Source organism: Streptomyces sp. NBC_00102, from assembly GCF_026343115.1.
Lineage (GTDB): Bacteria > Actinomycetota > Actinomycetes > Streptomycetales > Streptomycetaceae > Streptomyces.
This window is the reverse complement of record NZ_JAPEMC010000002.1, coordinates 208,798-229,834: the sequence shown is the minus strand read 5'-3', so window position 1 is coordinate 229,834 and position 21,037 is coordinate 208,798. Positions and strand designations below refer to the sequence as shown.

The 21,037-nt window shown below is 71.2% G+C and carries 20 protein-coding genes; 10 read left to right on the top strand and 10 right to left on the bottom strand.

Annotated features, from left to right (window positions below):
- Nucleotides 1–36: 36 nt before the first annotated feature.
- From ccrA to pssA, 7 genes are all read left to right on the top strand, one after another.
- Nucleotides 37–1,410, top strand: a complete 1,374-nt coding sequence (gene ccrA / locus OHA55_RS28580) for a crotonyl-CoA carboxylase/reductase (RefSeq protein ID WP_266711718.1) — start codon at nucleotides 37–39, stop codon at nucleotides 1,408–1,410.
- A gap of 9 nt (nucleotides 1,411–1,419) precedes the next feature.
- On the top strand, nucleotides 1,420–3,432 hold the full coding sequence (locus tag OHA55_RS28575; protein WP_266711716.1) for a protein meaA: 2,013 nt from the start codon (nucleotides 1,420–1,422) through the stop codon (nucleotides 3,430–3,432).
- Nucleotides 3,429–4,400 carry a CoA ester lyase gene (locus OHA55_RS28570; protein ID WP_266711714.1) on the top strand — a complete coding sequence of 324 codons (972 nt, stop codon included), beginning with the start codon at nucleotides 3,429–3,431 and terminating at the stop codon, nucleotides 4,398–4,400. Before OHA55_RS28575 ends, OHA55_RS28570 begins: the two co-directional genes overlap by 4 nt.
- Nucleotides 4,401–4,402: 2 nt before the next feature.
- A complete protein-coding gene (locus tag OHA55_RS28565) occupies nucleotides 4,403–4,912 on the top strand; it encodes a MaoC family dehydratase (RefSeq protein ID WP_266711712.1) in 510 nt (169 codons plus the stop codon).
- Nucleotides 4,913–4,935: 23 nt separating this feature from the next.
- Nucleotides 4,936–6,141: an acyl-CoA dehydrogenase family protein gene (locus OHA55_RS28560; protein ID WP_266711710.1), complete on the top strand. Its 1,206-nt coding sequence runs from the start codon at nucleotides 4,936–4,938 to the stop codon at nucleotides 6,139–6,141.
- Nucleotides 6,142–6,321: 180 nt separating this feature from the next.
- Nucleotides 6,322–6,969, top strand: a complete 648-nt coding sequence (locus tag OHA55_RS28555) for a phosphatidylserine decarboxylase (RefSeq protein WP_266711708.1) — start codon at nucleotides 6,322–6,324, stop codon at nucleotides 6,967–6,969.
- Entirely contained in the window at nucleotides 6,962–7,819 is an 858-nt protein-coding gene (pssA, locus tag OHA55_RS28550) for a CDP-diacylglycerol--serine O-phosphatidyltransferase (RefSeq protein WP_266712465.1), read from the top strand. Before OHA55_RS28555 ends, pssA begins: the two co-directional genes overlap by 8 nt.
- Before the next feature lie 92 nt (nucleotides 7,820–7,911).
- Here the strand turns inward: pssA and OHA55_RS28545 are convergent, their stop codons facing one another.
- The 4 genes from OHA55_RS28545 to OHA55_RS28530 form a co-directional block, all read right to left on the bottom strand.
- Entirely contained in the window at nucleotides 7,912–8,370 is a 459-nt protein-coding gene (locus OHA55_RS28545; RefSeq protein ID WP_266711706.1) for an SRPBCC family protein, read from the bottom strand.
- A 133-nt stretch (nucleotides 8,371–8,503) separates the two neighbouring features.
- Nucleotides 8,504–8,770, bottom strand: a complete 267-nt coding sequence (locus tag OHA55_RS28540; RefSeq protein WP_266711704.1) for a UBP-type zinc finger domain-containing protein — start codon at nucleotides 8,768–8,770, stop codon at nucleotides 8,504–8,506.
- Nucleotides 8,771–8,859: 89 nt separating this feature from the next.
- Nucleotides 8,860–9,759 (bottom strand): ribokinase, encoded by a 900-nt coding sequence (gene rbsK / locus OHA55_RS28535; protein WP_266711702.1) that lies wholly within the window; start codon nucleotides 9,757–9,759, stop codon nucleotides 8,860–8,862.
- A 10-nt stretch (nucleotides 9,760–9,769) separates the two neighbouring features.
- Entirely contained in the window at nucleotides 9,770–10,918 is a 1,149-nt protein-coding gene (locus OHA55_RS28530) for a LacI family DNA-binding transcriptional regulator (protein ID WP_266711700.1), read from the bottom strand.
- A 460-nt stretch (nucleotides 10,919–11,378) separates the two neighbouring features.
- Between OHA55_RS28530 and OHA55_RS28525 the strand changes: the two genes are divergently transcribed.
- Complete coding sequence (locus tag OHA55_RS28525) at nucleotides 11,379–12,371, top strand: nucleoside hydrolase (RefSeq protein ID WP_266712463.1); 993 nt, start codon at nucleotides 11,379–11,381, stop codon at nucleotides 12,369–12,371.
- Nucleotides 12,372–12,445: 74 nt separating this feature from the next.
- Entirely contained in the window at nucleotides 12,446–13,816 is a 1,371-nt protein-coding gene (locus OHA55_RS28520; RefSeq protein WP_266712461.1) for an MFS transporter, read from the top strand.
- A gap of 122 nt (nucleotides 13,817–13,938) precedes the next feature.
- Here OHA55_RS28520 and OHA55_RS28515 read toward each other — a convergent pair whose 3' ends face one another.
- Genes OHA55_RS28515 through OHA55_RS28495 form a run of 5 tightly spaced genes read right to left on the bottom strand, consistent with a single transcriptional unit; the run spans nucleotide 13,939 to nucleotide 18,820 of the window.
- On the bottom strand, nucleotides 13,939–15,189 hold the full coding sequence (locus OHA55_RS28515; protein ID WP_266711698.1) for an ABC transporter substrate-binding protein: 1,251 nt from the start codon (nucleotides 15,187–15,189) through the stop codon (nucleotides 13,939–13,941).
- Nucleotides 15,186–16,325: a branched-chain amino acid ABC transporter permease gene (locus tag OHA55_RS28510; protein ID WP_266711696.1), complete on the bottom strand. Its 1,140-nt coding sequence runs from the start codon at nucleotides 16,323–16,325 to the stop codon at nucleotides 15,186–15,188. The genes OHA55_RS28515 and OHA55_RS28510 overlap by 4 nt, the downstream gene beginning before the upstream one ends.
- Entirely contained in the window at nucleotides 16,318–17,208 is an 891-nt protein-coding gene (locus OHA55_RS28505) for a branched-chain amino acid ABC transporter permease (RefSeq protein ID WP_266711694.1), read from the bottom strand. The genes OHA55_RS28510 and OHA55_RS28505 overlap by 8 nt, the downstream gene beginning before the upstream one ends.
- On the bottom strand, nucleotides 17,205–18,026 hold the full coding sequence (locus tag OHA55_RS28500) for an ABC transporter ATP-binding protein (RefSeq protein ID WP_266711692.1): 822 nt from the start codon (nucleotides 18,024–18,026) through the stop codon (nucleotides 17,205–17,207). Before OHA55_RS28500 ends, OHA55_RS28505 begins: the two co-directional genes overlap by 4 nt.
- Complete coding sequence (locus OHA55_RS28495; protein WP_266711690.1) at nucleotides 18,023–18,820, bottom strand: ABC transporter ATP-binding protein; 798 nt, start codon at nucleotides 18,818–18,820, stop codon at nucleotides 18,023–18,025. Before OHA55_RS28495 ends, OHA55_RS28500 begins: the two co-directional genes overlap by 4 nt.
- A gap of 309 nt (nucleotides 18,821–19,129) precedes the next feature.
- Here OHA55_RS28495 and OHA55_RS28490 point away from each other — a divergent pair, with 309 nt between their 5' ends.
- Nucleotides 19,130–19,849, top strand: a complete 720-nt coding sequence (locus tag OHA55_RS28490; protein ID WP_266711688.1) for a helix-turn-helix domain-containing protein — start codon at nucleotides 19,130–19,132, stop codon at nucleotides 19,847–19,849.
- A 57-nt stretch (nucleotides 19,850–19,906) separates the two neighbouring features.
- Here the strand turns inward: OHA55_RS28490 and OHA55_RS28485 are convergent, their stop codons facing one another.
- Entirely contained in the window at nucleotides 19,907–21,022 is a 1,116-nt protein-coding gene (locus OHA55_RS28485) for a glycerate kinase (protein WP_266712459.1), read from the bottom strand.
- Between the last annotated feature and the right edge of the window lie 15 nt (nucleotides 21,023–21,037).

Here is a 21,037-nt window from a genome sequence, read left to right as displayed (position 1 = left end):
CGAGCAGGGGAGACACCACCCGCCGGAGGCATCACCGTGAAGGAAATCCTGGACGCGATCCAGTCGCAGGAAAGCACAGCGGCCGACTTCGCGGCGCTGCCCCTCCCCGAGTCGTACCGCGCGGTGACCGTGCACAAGGACGAAGCGGGAATCTTCGAGGGGCGGGCCACCCGCGACAAGGACCCGCGCGAATCGCTCCACCTCGACGAGGTCCCGGTGCCCCAACTCGGCCCGGGCGAGGCCCTGGTCGCCGTCATGGCCAGTTCGGTGAACTACAACTCCGTCTGGACCTCGATCTTCGAGCCGGTCTCCACCTTCGGCTTCCTGGAGCGGTACGGCCGCCTCAGCGAGCTGACCAAGCGCCATGACCTGCCGTACCACGTCATCGGCTCCGACCTCGCGGGCGTCGTGCTGCGCACCGGGCCCGGCGTGAACGCCTGGCACCCGGGCGACGAGGTCGTCGCGCACTGCCTCTCCGTCGAACTGGAGTCGTCCGACGGCCACAACGACACGATGCTCGACCCCGAGCAGCGCATCTGGGGCTTCGAGACCAACTTCGGCGGCCTCGCCGAGATCGCGCTCGTCAAGTCCAACCAGCTGATGCCCAAGCCCGCCCACCTCAGCTGGGAGGAGGCGGCGGCACCCGGCCTCGTCAACTCGACCGCCTACCGCCAGCTCGTCTCGCGCAACGGCGCGGGCATGAAGCAGGGCGACAACGTGCTGATCTGGGGGGCGAGCGGCGGACTCGGTTCGTACGCCACCCAGTTCGCGCTGGCCGGCGGCGCCAACCCGATCTGCGTGGTCTCCAACGACCAGAAGGCGGACATCTGCCGGCGGATGGGCGCCGAGGCGATCATCGACCGCAACGCCGAGGGCTACAAGTTCTGGAAGGACGAGAGCCACCAGGACCCCCGCGAGTGGAAGCGGTTCGGCAAGCGCATCCGCGAACTGACCGGCGGCGAGGACGTCGACATCGTCTTCGAGCACCCCGGCCGCGAGACCTTCGGCGCCTCCGTCTACGTCACCCGCAAGGGCGGCACCATCGTCACCTGCGCCTCCACCTCCGGGTACACCCACGAGTACGACAACCGGTACCTGTGGATGTCGCTCAAGAAGATCGTCGGCTCCCACTTCGCCAACTACCGCGAGGCGTGGGAGGCGAACCGGCTGGTGGCGAAGGGGAAGATCCACCCGACGCTCTCCCGCGTGTACTCCCTGGAGGAGACCGGCCAGGCCGCCCACGACGTCCACCGCAACGTCCATCAGGGCAAGGTCGGCGTCCTCGCGCTGGCCCCGCGCGAGGGCCTGGGCGTGCGCGACGAGGAACTGCGCGCGAAGCACATCGACGCCATCAACCTGTTCCGCACCACCCCCGCGGAGCCGGCCACCCCTTCCAGCCGGAACGTCTGAGGTCTCCCGATGACCGAACGTCGCAAGGACCGTCCGTGGCTCATGCGGACGTACGCGGGCCACTCGACGGCCGAGGCGTCCAACGAGCTCTACCGGCGCAACCTCGCCAAGGGGCAGACGGGTCTCTCCGTCGCCTTCGACCTGCCGACCCAGACCGGCTACGACCCCGACCACGTCCTCGCCCGCGGCGAGGTCGGACGGGTGGGGGTGCCGGTCTCCCATCTCGGCGACATGCGCCGGCTGTTCCAGGACATCCCGCTGGAACAGATGAACACCTCGATGACGATCAACGCCACCGCGATGTGGCTGCTGGCGCTCTACCAGGTCGTCGCCGAGGAGCAGGGCGCGGACCCCGGCAAGCTCCAGGGCACCACGCAGAACGACATCGTCAAGGAGTACCTCTCGCGCGGGACGCACGTCTTCCCGCCCGGGCCCTCCCTGCGGCTGACCACCGACATGATCACGTACACGGTCAATCACATCCCCAAGTGGAACCCGATCAACATCTGCAGCTACCACCTGCAGGAGGCCGGGGCCACGCCCGTCCAGGAGATCGCGTACGCCATGTCCACGGCCGTCGCCGTGCTGGACGCGGTGCGCGACTCCGGGCAGGTGCCCGAGGAGAAGTTCGGCGCGGTGGTCGCGCGCATCTCCTTCTTCGTGAACGCGGGCGTCCGCTTCATCGAGGAGATGTGCAAGATGCGTGCCTTCGGGCGGATCTGGGACCGCATCACCCGCGAGCGGTACGGCATCACCGACCCCAAGCAACGGCGGTTCCGCTACGGCGTGCAGGTCAACTCCCTCGGCCTCACCGAGGCGCAGCCGGAGAACAACGTCCAGCGCATCGTCCTGGAGATGCTGGCCGTCACCCTCTCCAAGGACGCCCGCGCCCGCGCGGTGCAACTGCCCGCGTGGAACGAGGCACTGGGCCTGCCGCGCCCCTGGGACCAGCAGTGGTCGCTCCGCATCCAGCAGGTGCTGGCGCACGAGAGCGATCTGCTGGAGTACGAGGACATCTTCGACGGCTCCCGGGTGATCGAGGCGAAGGTGGACTCCCTGGTGGAGGAGGCGCTGGAGGAGATTGACCGGATCGAGCAGATGGGCGGCGCGATGGCGGCCGTCGAGTCCGGTTACCTCAAGTCCGAGCTGGTCGCCTCGCACGCGGAGCGGCGGGCCCGGATCGAGAGCGGCGAGGAGAAGATCATCGGCGTCAACGTCCACGAGGCGACCGAGCCCAGCCCGCTCACCGCGGACCTGGACGGCGCCATCATGACGGTCGACCCCGAGAACGAGGCGCGGGTGGTCGCCGCCCTGCACGCCTGGCGCGACGCACGCGACGAGGCACGCGCCACCGAGTCCCTGGCGGCCCTGAAGAAAGCCGCCGCCGGTACGGACAACCTGATGACCGCCACGGTCGAGTGCGCCCGCGCCGGGGTGACCACCGGGGAGTGGTCCTGGGCGCTGCGGGACGTGTTCGGCGAGTTCCGGGCGCCGACCGGGGTCTCGTCCGCGCCGGTCGCCGTGACCGCCGAGCCGGGCACCCCGCTGGCGGCGGTCCGCGCGAAGGTGGCCCGTACCGCCGAGGACCTCGGCTGCGGTCGGCTGCGGCTGCTGGTCGGCAAGCCGGGGCTCGACGGGCACTCCAACGGCGCCGAGCAGATCGCCGTACGCGCGCGCGACGCCGGGTTCGAGGTGGTCTACCAGGGCATCAGGCTGACGCCCGAACAGATCGTCTCCGCCGCGCTGGCCGAGGACGTGCACTGCGTGGGCCTGTCGATCCTCTCCGGCTCGCACGCCGAGCTCGTCCCCGACGTGCTCCACCGGCTGCGCGAGGCCGGCGCGGACGACGTCCCGGTGATCGCCGGCGGGATCATCCCGCCCGCCGACGCCGCCGCTCTCGTCCGGGCCGGGGTCGCCGCCGTCTTCACCCCGAAGGACTTCGGTATCACGGAGATCATCGGCCGTATCGTCGACGAGATCCGCAAAGCCAACAAGCTCGACCCTCTGGAGGTCCCCGCATGACCACGCCCACGCCCGTGAACCGGCTGCGCCCCCGCCGCTCGTGTCTGGCCGTGCCCGGCTCCAACCCGCGCTTCCTGGAGAAGGCCCAGGGCCTCCCGGCCGACCAGGTCTTCCTCGACCTGGAGGACGCCTGCGCGCCGCTCGCCAAGGAAGGGGCGCGGCACACCATCGTCGACGCGCTCAACCAGGGCGACTGGACCGGCAAGACCAGGGTGGTGCGGGTCAACGACTGGACCACGCACTGGACGTACCGGGACGTCATCACGGTCGTCGAGGGCGCCGGGCAGAACCTCGACTGCATCATGCTGCCGAAGGTCCAGGACGCCGAGCAGGTCGTGGCGCTGGACCTGCTGCTCACCCAGATCGAGAAGACGATGGGCTTCGAGGTCGGCCGGATCGGCATCGAGGCGCAGATCGAGAACGCCAAGGGCCTGGTGAACATCGACACCATCGCGGCGGCCTCGCCCCGGCTGGAGACCCTGATCTTCGGCCCGGCCGACTTCATGGCGTCCATCAACATGAAGACCCTGGTCGTCGGCCAGCAGCCGCCCGGCTACGGCGCCGACGCGTACCACTACATCCTGATGCGCATCCTGATGGCGGCCCGTACGCACGACCTCCAGGCGATCGACGGACCGTTCCTGCAGATCCGTGACGTGGACGCCTACCGCGAGGTGGCCGGCCGCGCCGCGGCGCTGGGATTCGACGGCAAGTGGGTGCTGCACCCGGGCCAGGTCGACGCGGCCAACGAGGTCTTCTCGCCGTCGCAGGGGGACTACGACCACGCCGAACTGATCCTCGACGCCTACGACTGGTGCACCTCGGAGGAGGGCGGCAAGAAGGGTTCGGCGATGCTCGGCGACGAGATGATCGACGAGGCGAGCCGCAAGATGGCGCTGGTCGTCGCGGGCAAGGGGCGGGCGGCCGGGATGCGGCGCACCTCGAAGTTCGAAGCCCCGGAGGCCTGACCATGCAGTTCGGACGCACCTTCGAGGAGTTCGAGGTCGGCGCGGTCTACAAGCACTGGCCCGGCAAGACGGTCACCGAGTACGACGACCACCTGTTCTGCCTGCTGACCATGAACCACCACCCGCTGCACATGGACAGCAACTACGCCGAGAACACGACCGACTTCGGCAAGAACGTGGTCGTCGGCAACTACGTGTACTCGCTGCTGCTGGGCATGTCGGTGCCGGACGTCTCGGGCAAGGCCATCGCCAACCTGGAGGTGGAATCGCTCCGGCACATCGCCCCCACCTTCCACGGCGACACGATCTACGGCGAGACCACCGTGCTCGACAAGACGCCGTCGAAGTCCAAGAGCGACCGGGGCATCGTGTACGTCGAGACCCGGGGCTTCAAGCAGGACGGCACCGTCGTCTGCGTCTTCCGGCGCAAGGTGATGGTTCCCACGCAGGAGTACATCGAGGCGCGCGGCGGCGAGCAGCCCGGCCGCCCGACTCCCGCCCCCGCCAACTAAGCGAAGTCACAGGAGAAGCCGTCATGAGCCGACTCGCCCGGACCGCAGGTCTGACCGACGTCCAGGAGGAAATCCTCTCCACCGTACGGGACTTCGTCGACAAGGAGATCATCCCCGTCGCGACCTCCCTGGAGCACCGCGACGAGTACCCGACCGAGATCGTCGAAGGCCTCAAGGAACTGGGCCTGTTCGGACTGATGATCCCGGAGGAGTACGGCGGGCTGGGCGAGTCGCTCCTCACGTACGCGCTCTGCGTGGAGGAGATCGCCCGCGGCTGGATGAGTGTGTCGGGGATCATCAACACGCACTTCATCGTGGCGTACATGCTCAAGCAGCACGGCACGCAGGAGCAGAAGGACACCTTCCTGCCGCGCATGGCGCTGGGCGAGGTGCGGGGCGCCTTCTCGATGTCGGAGCCGGGTCTCGGCTCGGACGTGTCGGCCATCACGTCCAAGGGTGTGCGGGAGGGTGACGAATACGTCCTCGACGGCCAGAAGATGTGGCTCACCAACGGGGGTACGTCGACCCTGGTGGCCGTTCTCTGCCGGAGTGACGAAGGACACCCCGAGGGAACGGCGCCGCACAAGTCGATGACGACCTTCCTGGTGGAGAAGGAGGCCGGCTTCGGAGAGGTCAGGCCCGGCCTCACCATCCCCGGGAAGATCGACAAGATGGGTTACAAGGGCGTCGACACCACCGAACTCATCATGGACGGACTACGCATTCCGGCCAATCGGGTCCTCGGCGGCACCACCGGCCGAGGGTTTTACCAAATGATGGACGGAGTCGAGGTCGGCCGGGTCAACGTGGCGGCGCGTGGCTGCGGCGTCGCACAGCGTGCGTTCGAGTTGGGCGTTTCGTACGCCCAGCAACGTCAAACTTTCGGAAAACCGATCGCCCAGCACCAGGCCATCCAGTTCAAACTGGCCGAAATGGCCACCAAGGTCGAAGCGGCGCATGCGATGATGGTAAATGCGGCCCGCAAAAAGGACTCCGGGGAACGGAACGACCTGGAGGCAGGGATGGCGAAGTACCTCGCCTCCGAATACTGCAAGGAAGTCGTCGAGGACGCCTTCCGTATCCACGGCGGCTACGGCTTCTCCAAGGAGTACGAGATCGAGCGCCTCTACCGCGAGGCCCCGATGCTGCTGATCGGTGAGGGTACCGCCGAGATCCAGAAAATGATCATTGGCCGCCGACTCCTGGAGGAGTACCGCTTGCAGGGTTGATCGTCCCTTAAAGGGCGATTTGGCCGCGAAGAAGATCACATCCAGTGATCCTGGGGCGGGGTCTTCCAGCGGTCCGACTCGGCTGCTGGCTTGCCGAGTTGTGGCCACCAACCGATAGCATCGACGGAAAGCCGCCGTCCCCCGTTGCCAGCGCGGCATCATCCGCTACGAAGGTCATTCATGCCCGACAGCCTTACCTCCGCACACCGCGGCGGGGTCCGCATCGCTCGCGGAGCATCGCCGTGGCTCCTCCCGACCGTCGCCACCGCGGCCCTCAGCCTGACCCGGGCCCGCAAGTCCGGCCGCTGGGCGGCCGTCGCCGTGCCCACCACCGCGCTCGCGGCGGGCATGCTGTGGTTCTTCCGCGACCCCGAGCGCGAGATCGCGCAGGGCCGGGTCATCTCCCCGGCCGACGGTGTGGTGCAGAGCATCATGCCGTGGAAGGACGGGCGCACCCGCGTCGCGATCTTCATGAGCCCGCTCAACGTCCACGTCAACCGCGCTCCGCTGGCCGGTACCGTGACGTCGGTCGAGCACGTCCCGGGCGGGTTCGTCCCGGCGTTCAACAAGGAGAGCGAGAACAACGAGCGCGTTGTCTGGCACTTCGACACCGAGCTCGGCGACATCGAGATGATCCAGATCGCCGGCGCGGTCGCGCGTCGCATCGTGCCCTACATCCCCCAGGGCACGAAGGTCGAGCAGGGTGAGCGCATCGGTCTGATCCGTTTCGGCTCGCGCGTCGACATCTACCTGCCGGCGGGTGTCGAGGTCGCGGTCGAGGTCGGCCAGGCCACCACCGCGGGGGTGACTCGAATTGACCGTGATTGATCCGGACACCCAGGCCGACTGGGTGCCCGAGGCCGCCGAGGACGGTGCCGAGGGCGACGCCCAGGACATGCCGCTCTCACTGCGGCTGTCGATAGCGGACACCCTTACGCTCGGCAACGCCACCTGCGGGTTCATGGCGGTGTACTTCACCACCACGGGCATTCTGATCCCGCACCTCACGGGCAGTGACGAGTCGGGCATGGCGCGTCACTCCGCGGCCACCGCGGTGATCCTGATGCTGATGGCGGCCGTCTTCGATCTCTTCGACGGTCTGGTCGCCCGCAAGCTGCGGTCCTCGCCGATGGGCGCGGAGCTGGACAACCTCTCCGACCTCATCAGCTTCGGTCTCGCGCCGGCGTACTTCGTCCTGGTCTACGGGATGGTCGCGGACGACGCGCACCAGCGGGTCTCGGCGCTCGCGGCGATCGTGGTGCTGCTGGCGGTGGTGCTGCGGCTCGCGCGCTTCTCCTGCGTGACGCTGAAGGACGGCATGTTCCAGGGCATGCCGAGCCCCTTCGGCGCGCTGACGGTCGTCTCGATCGTGCTGCTGGAGCTGCCCTTCGTGCCCACCCTCCTCGCGATCGTCGGGGTGGCGTGGCTGATGGTCAGCCGGGTCGAGTACCCGAAGCCGCGCGGAGTGCTCGCCGTGGCGATGCTCAGCTGGATCGTGGCCGCGATGGGGCTCCTCGTCGCCTGGGCGTTCGACGCCCCGGGCGGTCACCTGCTGCTCCAGACCGGCTGTGTGCTCCAGGTCGTGCTGGGCGCGGTGATCCCGCTCTTCGCGACCGCGCGGCGCGTGAACACCTTCCGGGGCAACCGGCGAGAGGCCCGCGCGGCCCAGCTGCCGTAGCCCCGCCGTACACGGAACGCGGGAGAGGCCCGGATGCTCATGGCGTCCGGGCCTCTCCCGCGTCCGGGGCCGTCCCCGACGCTCCGGTGGGCTCAGCGGCTCGGGACGGCGGCCTCCACGGCCTTCTTGATGCGCAGGCCGAAGGCGGGGGCGTCCTTGCGTGCGGCCTTGGCGGCGAAGCCGACGAGCAGTTTGCCGACCCCATGGCCTTCGAGCACGTTGTGGATCCGCACCCTGGTTCCGCCGTTCCCGGTCGCCTCCAGGTCGTACCCGCCGTCCGCCGCCGTGACGACGTTCTTCGACTTCTCCTGCCAGCGGACCCGGGTCGGAGCCACCAGTTCCGTAATGGCGAATTCCCGCTGGGTGGTCATTCCGGCGTCCTTGACCGTGGAGCGGAACGTCGTGCCGACGACCGTGGGGCCGGCCGGAGACTTCTCGATCTTCTGCACGCGCGGGCTGAAATCCCGGTCGTTCTCGCCGTCTGCGAGATAAGCGAAGACGTCGTCGATGGGACGGTCGATCTCGACGATCGCCTCGAATTGGGTGCCCATGGGTTCCTCCTCGGGGAATGCGCCCAGTCTTCGGTGCGCGCTCCCCGGGCGCACCCGGAACGACTGCCTCCGGGTGTCCTACGGAAGGGCCCGGGCCGTCAGCCGAGCGCCTCGTGGCCGAAGAACCCGGTCGTCAGCCGAGCACCTCGTGGCGGAAGCACCAGCGCCACTCCTCGCCCGGCTCGTGGGAGCGCATGACGGGGTGCCCGGACGCCTCGTAGTGGGCGGTCGCGTGCCGCAGTGGCGAGCTGTCGCAGCACGCCACCCGGCCGCAGGTCAGGCAGAGCCGCAGGTGCACCCAGTCGTCCCTGCCCACCGCCAGGCAGTCGGCGCAGGCGTCGGCGGGAGGGGCGGGGGCCGTGTCCTGGCTCGCCCGGTCCAGATCGTCGCAGAGGGCCATGGGACGAGCCTACGACCGCGGCGGCCGGGCGGGAAACCCGGGCATGGCCGACCGCGGCGGCCGGGGTGCTCCGGGCGGCCGGCCAGGGTTCACTTCTGGCGGCTCAGGAACTCCTCGACCTCGTCCCGTGCCGGGAGGGAGGACTGGGCTCCCGCTCGTGTGGTGCTCAGCGCGGCGGCGGCCGAGGCCCAGCGGACGGCCTCCGCGAGCGGGCGGCCCTCGGAGAGCCCGACCGCCAGCGCGCCGCAGAAGCAGTCCCCGGCCGCGGTGGTGTCCTTCGGGTCGACGCGGAAGGCGGGCAGGTGCAGGTGCGCGGTGCCTTCCAGCAGCAGGACACCGTCGCCACCGAGGGTGACGACGACCGCGCCGGCTCCCCGCAGCCGCCGGGCGGCCGCGACGACCTCGTCGGTGGTGCGCGGGACGTCCGTACCGGTGAGCGCGGCCAGCTCGGTGCGGTTGGGCACGAGCAGGTCGACGTACGGGGGCGGAGTGGTGCCCGGTGTCACGGGCGCGGGGTTGTACAGCACCGTACCGCCGGCGAGGCGGGCGGCGGCGTGGTTGGCCTCGTCCGGGACCTCCTGCTGGAGGACGGTGACGGCCGCCCGGCGCAGCACGTCGGCGGCGGCCTCGCAGTCGGCGGCGCCGAGCCGGGAGTTGGCTCCGGGGCTGACGATGATGCTGTTCTCCCCGGCCGGGGAGACGGCGATCATCGCCCGGCCGGTGGCGGTGCCGGGGGTGGTGCGCACATGCGTGATGTCGACGCCCTGGCCGCCCACCGCGTCCGTCATCACCCGGGCCGCGTCGTCGTCGCCGACCCGGCCGACGAAGGAGACCTCGGCGCCGAGGCGGGCCACGGCGACAGCCTGGTTGGCGCCCTTCCCGCCGGGGTGCTGGGCGATGTCCCCGCCCAGCACGGTCTCCCCGGGCACGGGGTGCCGCGGCACGGGGGCGACAAGGTCGAGATTCAGGCTTCCGACGACGGCGATCACTGCTGGTTCCTCACGGTGTTGGGTCATTGCGGTCACGGGGCCGCTGCGGGGGCACGGGGGTCACCGGGCGGGAGTCCGGTGCCGCGGCGCGGCCGGCCGGGCGCGGCGGGGGCGTCCCGGCGGCCGACGGAACGCTGGAGGTACGGACGGCCAGCTCCGGGGCGAGTCGCAGCGTGCGCACCTTGCGGACGCCTGGGGTACGCGCCTGGGCCGGGCCGCCCGCGCGGTCGGCGTCCAGTCTCCTGGCCAGTAACGCGACGGCCTCGGCGGCGAGTTCGTGGACCGGCTGACGGACGGTGGTCAGCCCGGGGGCGGTGAGCGAGGCCATCGGTACGTCGTCAAAGCCCGTCACGGCGACCTCGCCGGGCACGTCGGCGCCCAGTTCGCGCAGGCGTTGCAGCGCCCCGATGGCGATCAGGTCGTTGGCGCAGACCACGGCGTCGGGGCGGTACGGCCACAGCCGGTCGACGGCCTCCCGGCCCCAGGCGACGGAGAAGTCCCCGAGTTCGACCGGGGCCCGCTCGCCTCCGGGGAAGCGGGCTCCGACGCTCGCCTCGAAGGCGGCCCGGCGCTCGGCCGCGGCCGAATCGGTGCCCGCGGCGCCGATGAAACAGGGCCGGCGCCTGCCGGTGGCCGCCAGGTGGTCCAGGACCAGGGCGATGCCCGCGGTGTTGTCGACCGCGACCAGGTCCGCGACGCCGGGGCCGCAGCCGCGGTCGAGCAGCACCAGCGGGACCTTGCCCGCCGCGTCGGCCACCGCGGCCCGGCTGAGGTGCTCGTCGACGGGGACCACCAGCATGGCGTCGACCCGTCGGCCCAGGAGGTCGGCGATCCGGCCGGCTTCCACGCCGGGGTCGTCGTCGCAGTCGGCGAGCAGTGCCGCCCGCCCGACGTCGTGCAGGGCGTACGTGAGCTCCCGCACCAGTGACGGGTAGAACGGGTTGGTGATCTGGGGCAGTACCAGGCCGACGGTGCCGGTGGACCGGCTGCGCAGGGAGCGCGCGACCTGGTTGGGCACGTAGCCCAGGGTCTCGGCCGCAGCCCGTACCCGGGCCGCGATCTCCTCGCCGACCGGCCGTGTGCCCGCCATGACGCGGGAGACCGTCGCCACCGAACAACCGGACAGGGCCGCGACGTCCTTGAGGGTCACCTCACCCACCGGGCAGCCTCCTTGCTCGCCACGGCCCGCACAGCGGCGAACCCCGTCATCCTTGACGAGGGCAAACGTTATCACTCGAAAATGCCTGGGAGAAGGGCTGTTGAAAAGACCTCAGCACCGCTCTGACCAGGGTCGACTGTGATGCGTGCCTCATGCATTGACAATTCGGGGCGAGGTTGAGCAATCTCTTGGGAGAACGATTTCCCAACGTCCTCCCGACGTTGTGGCCCGGGCACACGTGCCGTCCTCCCGGAGGGCGGCGCGGACCCGCCGACCCGGCTCCGGCGACCTGCCGAGCCGGCCGCGCGCACCCGTCGTCCCGCTCCGCGGCGCCGACCCGTGCCGTCGGCACTGCCGGGTCCCGGTTCACGGGACGGGCGGGGAGTCGTTCCCAAGGTTCTGCCGCCGGTCCGTCCGGCGCGCATCCGCACACCGTCACAGCCGAGCAAAGGGGCTCATGTTGACCAGGAAGATCATCCTCGATTGCGATCCCGGACACGACGACGCGATCGCCATGCTGCTGGCCCACGGCAGCCCGGGCGTGGAGCTGGTCGGCGTGACCACGGTGGTCGGCAACCAGACGCTGGAGAAGGTGACTCGCAACGCCCTGTCGGTGGCGCGGATCGCCGGCATCACGGGTGTGCCGTTCGCTGCGGGCAACCCCCGCCCCCTGGTCCGCGAGATCGAGACGGCCCCCGACATCCACGGCGAGTCCGGCCTGGACGGACCGGTGCTGCCCGAGCCCCGGACCGAGCTGGATCCCCGGCACGCGGTGGACCTGATCATCGACCTCGTCATGTCGCACGAGCCCGGCGAGATCACGATCGTGCCGACCGCGGGACTGACCAACATCGCCATGGCGGTCCGCAAGGAACCGCGCATCGCGGAGCGGGTCCGCGAGGTCGTCCTGATGGGCGGCGGCTACCACGAGGGCAACTGGAGCGCGGTCGCCGAGTTCAACATCATCATCGACCCCGAGGCCGCGCACATCGTCTTCAACGCGGGCTGGCCGGTCACCATGGTGGGCCTGGACCTGACCCACCAGGCGCTGGCCACCCCGGAGGTACGCGAGCGGATCGCCGCCGTCGGCACCCGCCCGGCCCGGTTCGTCGGCGAGCTGCTGGACTTCTTCGGCGACATGTACCTGGAGGCGCAGGGCTTCGAGCACCCGCCGGTGCACGACCCGTGCGCCGTGGCGTACGTCATCGACCCCGACGTGATGACCACGCGCAGGGTTCCGGTCGACATCGAGCTGCACGGTTCGCTCACCCTCGGCATGACCGTCGCGGACTTCCGCCGCCCGGCCCCCGAGGACTGCCCCACCCAGGTCGCCGTCACGCTCGACCGCGACCGCTTCTGGGGCCTGGTCGTCGACGCGCTGGAGCGCATCGGCGAGGGCGGCGACCCCGACGGCGACAAGCCCGCTCCCGCCCCTGAGGGTGAGCGGGCGTGACCGCCTCCACCGCACCCGTCACGCTCGACTCGAAGGGCCACGGCCACGGCCGTCCGGCACGCGTCGGCGCGCTGATGGCCGCTCTGCTGGTGGCCTGTTTCGCCTTCCAGCTGAACGCGAGCATGCTCAGCCCCGCGTTGACGGACATGGCGGAGTCGCTGCACACCACGTCGGTGTCCATCGGCAGCACCCAGACCGCGTTCTTCACCTCCGCGGCCGTCTTCTCGCTGTTCCTGCCGCGCCTGGGCGACCTGATCGGCCGCCGCCGGGTGCTGACGGGCATGCTCGCGCTGATGGTGGTCGGCTGCGTGATCTCCGCGCTGGCCACCAACGTCCCGGTGCTCTTCGTCGGCCGTGTGCTCCAGGGCGTCAGCGGGCCGGTCGTGCCGCTGTGCCTGATCATGCTGCGCAACGAGGTCCGGGAGCCGAAGTTGTACGGCACCCTGCTCGGCGTCATCACCGCGGTCAACGGCGGCATCGCCGGCATCGACTCCGTGGCCGGCGGCTCGCTCACCGACCACTTCGGCTTCGGCTCCGTCTTCTGGACCATGGCCGTGGTCGCCGCGCTCGGCGCCGTACTCGTCGCCACCCTGACCCCCGAGTCGAAGGCCACCGCGGGCAACACCCGCATGGACTGGCCGGGCACCCTGTTCCTCGCGGTCTCGGTCGGCACCCTGCTTCTCGCGCTCGACGAGGCGGGCAAGCTGTCCGACGCGAACTGGGCCTACGCCGTGATCATGGCGGTCGTCGCGGTCGTCGCCTTCGCCCTGTTCTGGCGCAACGAGGGCCGGGCCGCCCATCCGCTGGTCGCCCTGCACCACCTGCGGCGCCGTGCCACCTGGTCGCTGCTGGCCTGCACCCTGCTCACCATGACGGGTGTCTTCGCCGTCATGAACGGTCTGGTGCCCGCCTTCGCCCAGAACGCCGCGGCCGGCCTGGGGATGTCCGCCACCGGCTCCGCCTGGTGGACGCTCACCCCGTACGCCCTCGCCGGTTTCGCGATGGGCCCGCTGGCCGGCCGTGCCGCGGCCACCTGGGGCTACGGCCGCGTCCTGCGGGTCGGTCTGATCGGCTCCGTGATATCCGTCGCGGTCCTCGCGGGCACCCTGCACACCGGTTCGCGCGCCTGGCTGCTGATCGGCTCCCTGCTGGTCGGCATCGCCTACGCGGGCATCGGCAACATCATCCTCAACGGGCTGGGCATCGTCCTGTCCCCCGACGACAACCCGGGCTTCCTGCCGGGCCTGAACGCGGGTGCGTTCAACCTCGGCGCGGGCCTCAGCTTCGTCGTCCTGGACGCCGTCCAGAGTGCGGTCCACCCGTCCTCGGCCGCTTCGACGAGCGGCTACTCCACCGCGATGATCGCCGGGATCGTGCTCATCGTGATCGCTCTCGCGGTCTCGTTCCTGATCCCGAAGCCCGCGCGGGCCGAGGTCAACGGGTAACCGACGTAGAACCGGCCCCAGAAGTCCGCGGCCCCCCGCTCGCACACGGCTCCCCGCCGTGCGCCGAGCCGGGGGCCGCGGACTTCTGTGCGCTCTTCCACGCTGCTTCCCGGAACAGCGGACTACTTCACGGTGTACGACTCGGCCGCCGGCGAGACCGCCGCCGGGCGGACCACCTTGAGGCCGCCCGGGGCCTTCGCGTCGGGCTTCATGATCACGCTCTGCCGGGTGGAGGGCGCCTTCGGGTCGGTGAAGTCGTGGGACATCCCGAAATCGCCGCCGTAACCCTTGATGGTGAGCAGGGCCTTGTCGACGCCCTCGCGGGTGAGGTCCTTGGCGTCGCAGGCCTTCTTCAGCGCCTCGCCGTAGACGGAGGCGGCGGTCCACCCGGCGACGACGCCGTTGTCGAGGCCGTCCTTCGGGTACGCGGCCGCGTACTCCCCGGCCAGCTTCGACGGTCCGGCGCCCGGGTCGCCGATGGGCAGGGTGGAGGCGGCGACGTAGTAGTCGGCCAGCAGGGCGGGGCCGGCCGGGGTCGCGAGCAGCTGCGGGGCGAAGGCGGAGTTGTTGCCGACGACCGGCACCTTGAAGCCGGTCGCCGCGGCGACTCCGACGAGCGAGGCGGCCTGGCGGGGGCCGGCGCTGACGACGATCGCCTTGACTCCGGCCTGCTTGAGCGCGGAGACCTGCGCGGTCATGTCGTTGTCGGTGGGCTTGATCTTCTGCTCGACGACGGTGAGGCCCGCCTGCTGGGCCGCGTACTTCGCCCCGGCGAGCGCGTTCTCGCCGTAGTCGCCCTCGAAGTACACCTGGCCGATCTTGTCGCCCTTGGCGATCCGCTTCTCCGTGAGCAGGTAGTCGATCAGGTTGATCGTCTCGACGTCGTACGTGGCGCCGATGACCCGGACGTACGGGGAGCCGAGCAGGTTGGCCGACCATGCCTGTGGCAGCACCACCCCGTGGTCCTGGCCGTCGATGCGCTGCTCGACGGCGGCGACGAACGGGGAGCCGATGAACTGGGTGAAGCCCAGGACCTCGGGTTCGAGTTCGGTGTAGGCGGCGATGGCCTTCTGCGGGTCGTAACCGTGGTCGCGCACGGTCAGCTCGATCTTGCGGTCGCAGATGCCGCCCGCGGCGTTGGTCTGCTTCACCCAGAGCTGCTGGGCCTGGGTGACGCTCTTGCCGAGCGAGGCGTACACCCCGGTCATGTCGGTCAGCGAGCCGAGGGTGATGGTCGATTCGGTGACCCCCTGGCCGGTTTTGATTCCGCCCTTGTCCGTCTCGGTGTCCTTCCCTTCGGTGGCTTTTCCGCTGCACCCCGCGAGGGTGAGGGCGAGAGCCGCGACGACGGCTCCAAGAACACGCTTTCTCATTTCTTCTCCCCTGTTTTCTTCGGACGTGTAAGGCCACCGGGCATGAACAGGACCACCGCGACGACCGCGGCGCCGTAGAGATAGCGGGACGCCTCACCGGGTGCGATTCCGCCCGTACCGGGGGCGGAGACCAGTGGGAGGGACTCGCTGTAGTGGGTGAGCACCTGCGGGAGCAGGGAGACGAAGGCGGCGCCGACCACGGCGCCCGCGACGGTGCCGAGACCGCCGATGACGATCATGGCGAGGTATTCGAGCGAGAGGACCATGCCGAAGTACTCGGGGACGGTCCGCTGGAACACCAGGGCGAGCAGGACGCCCGCCAGGCCCGCGTACATGGACGAGAGGACGAACACCCCGGCGCGGTACCGGGCCACCGGGACGCCCATCACCCCTGCGGCGATCCGGTGGTCCCGGATGGCGTTGAGTGCCCGGCCCGGTCTGCCGCGCAGCACGCCGCGGGCGAACAGGCCGCTGACCAGGAGGGCGGCGAGGGCCAGGTACCAGAGCTTCTCGGAGGACTCGAACGGCACGGCGGCGACGACGAGTTCGGAGTCGTCGAAGGTGAACCCGAACACGGAGAGCGGGGGCACGGCGCGGCCGTTGAAGCCGCCGGTGAGCGAGCCCGCGTTGAACAGCACGTGCTGGCCGATGAAGATGAGCGCGAGGGTGGCGATGCCGAGGTAGGCGCCGCGCAGCCGGCCCGCGATCGGGCTGAAGATCCCGCCGGCCAGCCCGGCCAGTGCCACGGCGAGGATCGCCGCGAGCCAGGTGGGCAGGCCGAGTCCGGTCAGGTGGTGACCGTTCTCGTCGCCCGGTTCCCCCGCCAGGACGCTGTATCCGTAGGCGCCGACGGCGAGGAAGAAGGCGTGTCCCATGGAGAGTTGTCCGGTCGCGCCGGTGAGCAGGTTGATCCCGATCGCGCCGATGGCGGCGGCCATGGCGAACAGCCCGGCCTGGAGCCAGAAGCGGTCCAGGTAGAACGGGAACACCAGCAACAGCACCGATCCGGCGAGCCAGAGGTACGGGCGCGGGCTGCGGAGACGTTCCCGGTACGCACGGGCCGGGGTGGACGCGGTCCCGGGCGTGGGCGGGGTGGCCGCAAGGTCGCGCGCGGCTTCGGGCGTGGTCTCAGACACGGGCCGGCTCCTTCGTGCCGAAGAGTCCGGCGGGCCTGATCAGCAGGACGATCAGCATCACCAGGTAGGGCGCGAGGTCGCCGATTCCCCGTCCGAGGAAGGAGAGATCGCTCTGGTAGCCCGTGGCGAAGGACTCGGTGACGCCGACGAGGAGTCCGCCGGCGAGGGCTCCGGTGGTCGAGTCGAGGCCGCCGAGGATCGCCGCGGGGAACGCCTTGAGGGCGGCGAGCGAGGTGGCCCGTTCGAGTCCGGGGGTGGGGAAGACGGTGAGGAAGAGGGCGGCGACGGCGGCGAGCGCTCCGGCCACCGCCCAGGCGGTGAGCGAGACCCGGCCGAGCCTGATGCCCATGAGGGCGGCGGTCTGCGGGTTCTCGGCGACGGCCCGCATCGAGACGCCCCAGGAGGTGAAGCGGAACGCCAGTAGGAACACGGTGATGAGCAGCGCGGCGGCGACGAAGGCGGCGATCCTGGTCTGCGCGAGGGTGACCCCGCCGACGGTGACGACTCCGCTCCCCCAGGGGTCGCCGAGCGGAATCACGTCCGTGCCCATGCGCCGGGTGAGTTCGGTGGTGAGGAGGATGTCGACGCCGATGGTGACGATGGCCAGCACGCTGTGGTCGCTGCCCCGGTAGCGGCGTATGACGAGGAACTCGACGGCGGCTCCGACGACGGCCGCGCCCGCGATGCCCGCGGCGAGGGCGGGCCAGAAGCCGATGTCGTCGTGGAGGACCGCGGTGACGTATCCGCCGGCGAGCAGCAGGGAGGCGTGGGCGAAGTTGACGACCTCGGTGGCTTTGAAGATGACGACGAATCCGAGGGCGATGAGGGCGTAGACCGAGCCGATGGAGAGGCCGCCGAGGAGAAGTTCGATGAAGGTGGTCACTGTTGTTCTTCTCCCAGGTAGGCGCGGACGACGGCCGGGTCGTTCTGGACCTCGGTGGGGGTGCCGTCCGCGATCCTGCGTCCGAAGTCGAGTACGGTCACCGCGTCCGCGAGCCGCATCACCACGCCCATGTCGTGTTCGACGAGCACGATGGAGATGCCGAGGCTGTCGCGTACTCCGGCCACCACGGCGGCCGTTCGGCGGCGTTCCTCGGCGGTCATGCCGGCGACGGGCTCGTCCAGCAGCAGCACCTCGGGCTCCATGCAGAGCGCCCGGCCGAGTTCGACCAGCTTCTGCGCGCCGTACGGCAAGGCACCGGCAGGCCTGTCCAACTCGGCTTCGAGACCGATGAATTCGGCGATCTCACGGACCCGTTCGAGGTGGCGGCGCTCCTCCCGGACGGCGGACGGGAGGCGGAGTCCGGCAGCGAGGAATCCGGAGCGCATCAGACGGTGCCGCCCCAGCAGGAGGCTCTCGGCGACGCTGGCGTGGGGTGGGAGAGCGAGGTTCTGGAAGGTGCGCGCGACGCCGAGGGCGGCGATCCGGTGCGCGGGCAGCCCGGTGAGTTCGGTGTCCCCCAGGTGGACGGTGCCGGAGGTGGCCCGGTAGACGCCGGAGAGCACGTTGAACGTGGTGGATTTCCCTGCCCCGTTGGGACCTATGACCGCGTGCACGCTGCCAGGTTCGACGGTGAAGGAGACCGCGTCGAGCGCGGTCAGCCCGGCGAACCTGACGGTGACGTCGCGGACGGTGAGCGGGGCGGGCGAGGTGGCGCCCGGCGCCGCGACCGCGGGTGCGGGCGTGGGTACGGTGCTCATGCCGGCCACCTGCGCAGGGTGCGGGAGGCGGTGGCCGCCGCGTCCGCGTCCTCGGCCGCCGTCTCGTCCACGACGCCGAGGTAGCGGCGGCGCACCTCGTCGGAGGCGGCGAGTTCGCCGGCCGGTCCGCCGAGGGCGACCTCGCCGACGTCGAGGACGTACGCGGTGGAGGCGAGGCGCAGGGCGATGGCGGCGTTCTGTTCGACCAGCATCACGGAGGTGCCGCCCGCGTTGATCTCCCGCACGGTTTCGGCGATTTTCGCCGCCGTCAGCGGGGCGAGGCCGAGGGACGGCTCGTCCAGCAGCAGCAGGCGCGGGCCGGCCATCAGGGCCCGCCCCATGGCCAGCATCTGCTGTTCGCCGCCGGAGAGCAGTCCGGCCCGCTGGTGCGCGCGCTGGGCGAGTACCGGGAACAGCTCGTGGACGCGGGCCTGTGCGGCAGCCGTCTCCTTCCGTCCGCCGCGGGCCCCGAGGGCCCCGGCCCGCAGATTGTCGGCCACCGTCATCCGGGCGAACACCTGTCGCCCTTCGGGTACGTGGACCACCCCGGCGGCGACCACCTGTGCGGGCCGCAGCCCGTCCAGGGGGCGGCCGTCGAAGCGGATGGTGCCGGTGCCGCGTCCGCGGTGGAAGCCGAGGGTCCGCGAGACGGCCCGCAGCAGCGTGGTCTTGCCCGCGCCGTTTCCGCCGAGCACGGCGGTGATCGTGCCGGCCGGCACGTCGACCGAGACGTCCCGCAGGGCCCGTACCGGGCCGTAGCTCACGGACAGCGCGCGGATCTCCAGTGTTGCCATGCGTCCTCCTCCTTCCGCCTGCTCGTCGTGGTGTCGCCGGACCGTCGCGCGGTCCGGTCGTTTCCGGGTCCGGTCGGTGGCGGCGGAGTGGCTCCGGTGCGGCACGTCCCGTCTCCCGGGGTCCACAGACCAGCACCGGCGCCCGCCGCCCGTCCACGGCGTGCGGCGGAGTCGATGCGGCTGAACAGGGAGGGTCGCGCCACGTTGTGCGCGCGCACAGACGCGGGGCGCCGCGGCCCGGGAGGCACCGGGCGGGTGTCATCCTCGCCACGGCGCGCGGCCTCCCGGCCCGCGGGAAGGGGGGAGCCGATGTCGCGGAGCGAGGACGAGCCGGCGCGGACGCTGCTCGGAGCGCTGCTGGCGGGTCCGGTGACACCGGAACTGTCCGGGCGGGCGTCCGCCGCGCTGGACTTGCCGGAGCGCGGGCGGTACGCCGTCGTGGCGCTGCCCGCAGGCGGGTGCGGCGGCGACTGGTGTACGGGCCCGGGGGCGGACCGGTTCCTCCGGCATCCCGGGCCGGAGCGGGACTTCGCGGTCGCGGCCCTCGGGGACGTCGAACCCACGCTTGTGGCGCGGCGGTTGAACGAGATGAACGCGGGGCGGGGCGGCGTGGGGCCCGCCGTCGGGAGCCTGGCCGAGCTGTCCACGGGCCGGCGGCTGGCCGAGGTGGCGCTGCTGGCCTGTCCGCCGGACGGGACCACCGTCGTGGCACTGGAACAGTGCCTGCCCGCGGCACTGCTGGCGGTTCAGCCGGAGCTGGCGGACCACTTGGTCATGGGCGTCCTGGGGACGCTGCTGACGCTCCCCAGGACCGAACGCGACCTGCTGGTGGGCACGTTGGACACGTGGCTGGAGTGCGGCGGATCGGCCGGGCGCGCGGCGGCCGCGCTGTACTGCCATCGCAACACGGTGCTCAACCGGCTTCGACGGCTGGAACGGCTGACCGCGAGGTCACTGTCCCGACCGCGCGAACTGGTCGAACTCACCCTCGCGTTGGACGCGCTCCGACTGACTCCGTCACGGCGGTGACCGGGGCCCGGTACGCGGATCCGCGCTCCGTACCGGGCCCGTGCGACACGGCGCCGGTCAGGCGAGCCAGTCGCGGGCGATGGTTTCGGCCGCCTGCTCCAGCAGGGGGCCGGCCTGGGCCATGGAGACGGCGGGGTCGGGCTCCAGGTCCGCCAGGGCGTAGGCGCGCGCGATGCCCGCCTTCTCCAACTCCTCGGCCGTCAGGGTCAGTCGGCCGCACACCGCGACGACCTCCACACCGGCGGCACGGGCCGCCGCCGCGACTCCGGCCGGGGCCTTCCCGTGCAGGGTCTGCTCGTCCAACGAGCCTTCGCCGGTGACGACGAGCGTGGCGCGGGCCAGCGCGGGGGCGAAGCCCAGCACGTCCAGCATCACCTCGATCCCGGGGCGGAACCGGGCTCCCAGCCCCACCAGCGCGCCGTAACCGATGCCACCGGCCGCGCCGGCGCCGGGCAGCGCGGCCTGCTCGGGTCCGAGCACGGCCGCGTAGCGGGAGAGCGCCGCGTCCAGGACCGCGATGTCCTCGTCGGTGGCCCCCTTCTGGCGTCCGTACACCGCGGGGGCGCCCTTGGGGCCGGTCAGCGGGTTGTCGACGTCGCTCGCGAGCACGAGGTCGACGGAGGCGAGGCGCGGATCGAGTCCGGAGAGGTCCGCGGAGGCGATGCGGGCGAGCCCACCACCGCCGGGTCCGACCGGCCGGCCGTCCTCGTCCAGGAACCGGGCCCCGAGCGCGGTCAGCATGCCCGCGCCGCCGTCCGTGGTGGCGCTGCCGCCCACGCCGAAGACGATGGTCCGGGCGCCGTCGTCGAGTGCGGCCCGCAGCAGTTCGCCGGAGCCGTGGGTGGTCGCGGTGAGAGGGGCGAACACGCCCTGCGGCAGGTGCTGGAGCCCGGAGGCCTCCGCCATCTCCACCACGGCCGTGGTGCCGCGCAGCGCGTACGCGGCGTCGACCGGCTCACCGAGCGGACCGGTCACCCGGGCTTCCCGGCGCTCGAATCCGGCGGCGATCGCGGCGGCGACCGTGCCGTCACCGCCGTCCGCCACGGGCAGCGTCTCCACGTGCAGCCCGGGAACGGCGCGTCGCAGTCCCCCGGTCACCCGCTCCGCGACCTGCGCCGCGGTGAGGGACCCCTTGAACTTGTCCGCCGCGACCAGCACCCGCGCGGTCACCATCTCTGCTGCTCCGTC

Bases quoted from the DNA above. Each gene is read 5' to 3' on its own strand.
- OHA55_RS28485 (WP_266712459.1), bottom strand. From the start codon at position 21,022: ATGGTGACCGCGCGGGTGCTGGTCGCGGCGGACAAGTTCAAGGGGTCC.
- OHA55_RS28565 (WP_266711712.1), top strand. From the start codon at position 4,403: ATGCAGTTCGGACGCACCTTCGAGGAGTTCGAGGTCGGCGCGGTCTAC.
- OHA55_RS28490 (WP_266711688.1), top strand. From the start codon at position 19,130: ATGTCGCGGAGCGAGGACGAGCCGGCGCGGACGCTGCTCGGAGCGCTG.
- OHA55_RS28575 (WP_266711716.1), top strand. From the start codon at position 1,420: ATGACCGAACGTCGCAAGGACCGTCCGTGGCTCATGCGGACGTACGCG.
- OHA55_RS28555 (WP_266711708.1), top strand. From the start codon at position 6,322: ATGCCCGACAGCCTTACCTCCGCACACCGCGGCGGGGTCCGCATCGCT.
- OHA55_RS28560 (WP_266711710.1), top strand. From the start codon at position 4,936: ATGAGCCGACTCGCCCGGACCGCAGGTCTGACCGACGTCCAGGAGGAA.
- OHA55_RS28500 (WP_266711692.1), bottom strand. From the start codon at position 18,026: ATGAGCACCGTACCCACGCCCGCACCCGCGGTCGCGGCGCCGGGCGCC.
- OHA55_RS28515 (WP_266711698.1), bottom strand. From the start codon at position 15,189: ATGAGAAAGCGTGTTCTTGGAGCCGTCGTCGCGGCTCTCGCCCTCACC.
- OHA55_RS28520 (WP_266712461.1), top strand. From the start codon at position 12,446: ATGGCCGCTCTGCTGGTGGCCTGTTTCGCCTTCCAGCTGAACGCGAGC.
- OHA55_RS28570 (WP_266711714.1), top strand. From the start codon at position 3,429: ATGACCACGCCCACGCCCGTGAACCGGCTGCGCCCCCGCCGCTCGTGT.
- OHA55_RS28545 (WP_266711706.1), bottom strand. From the start codon at position 8,370: ATGGGCACCCAATTCGAGGCGATCGTCGAGATCGACCGTCCCATCGAC.
- OHA55_RS28495 (WP_266711690.1), bottom strand. From the start codon at position 18,820: ATGGCAACACTGGAGATCCGCGCGCTGTCCGTGAGCTACGGCCCGGTA.
- OHA55_RS28540 (WP_266711704.1), bottom strand. From the start codon at position 8,770: ATGGCCCTCTGCGACGATCTGGACCGGGCGAGCCAGGACACGGCCCCC.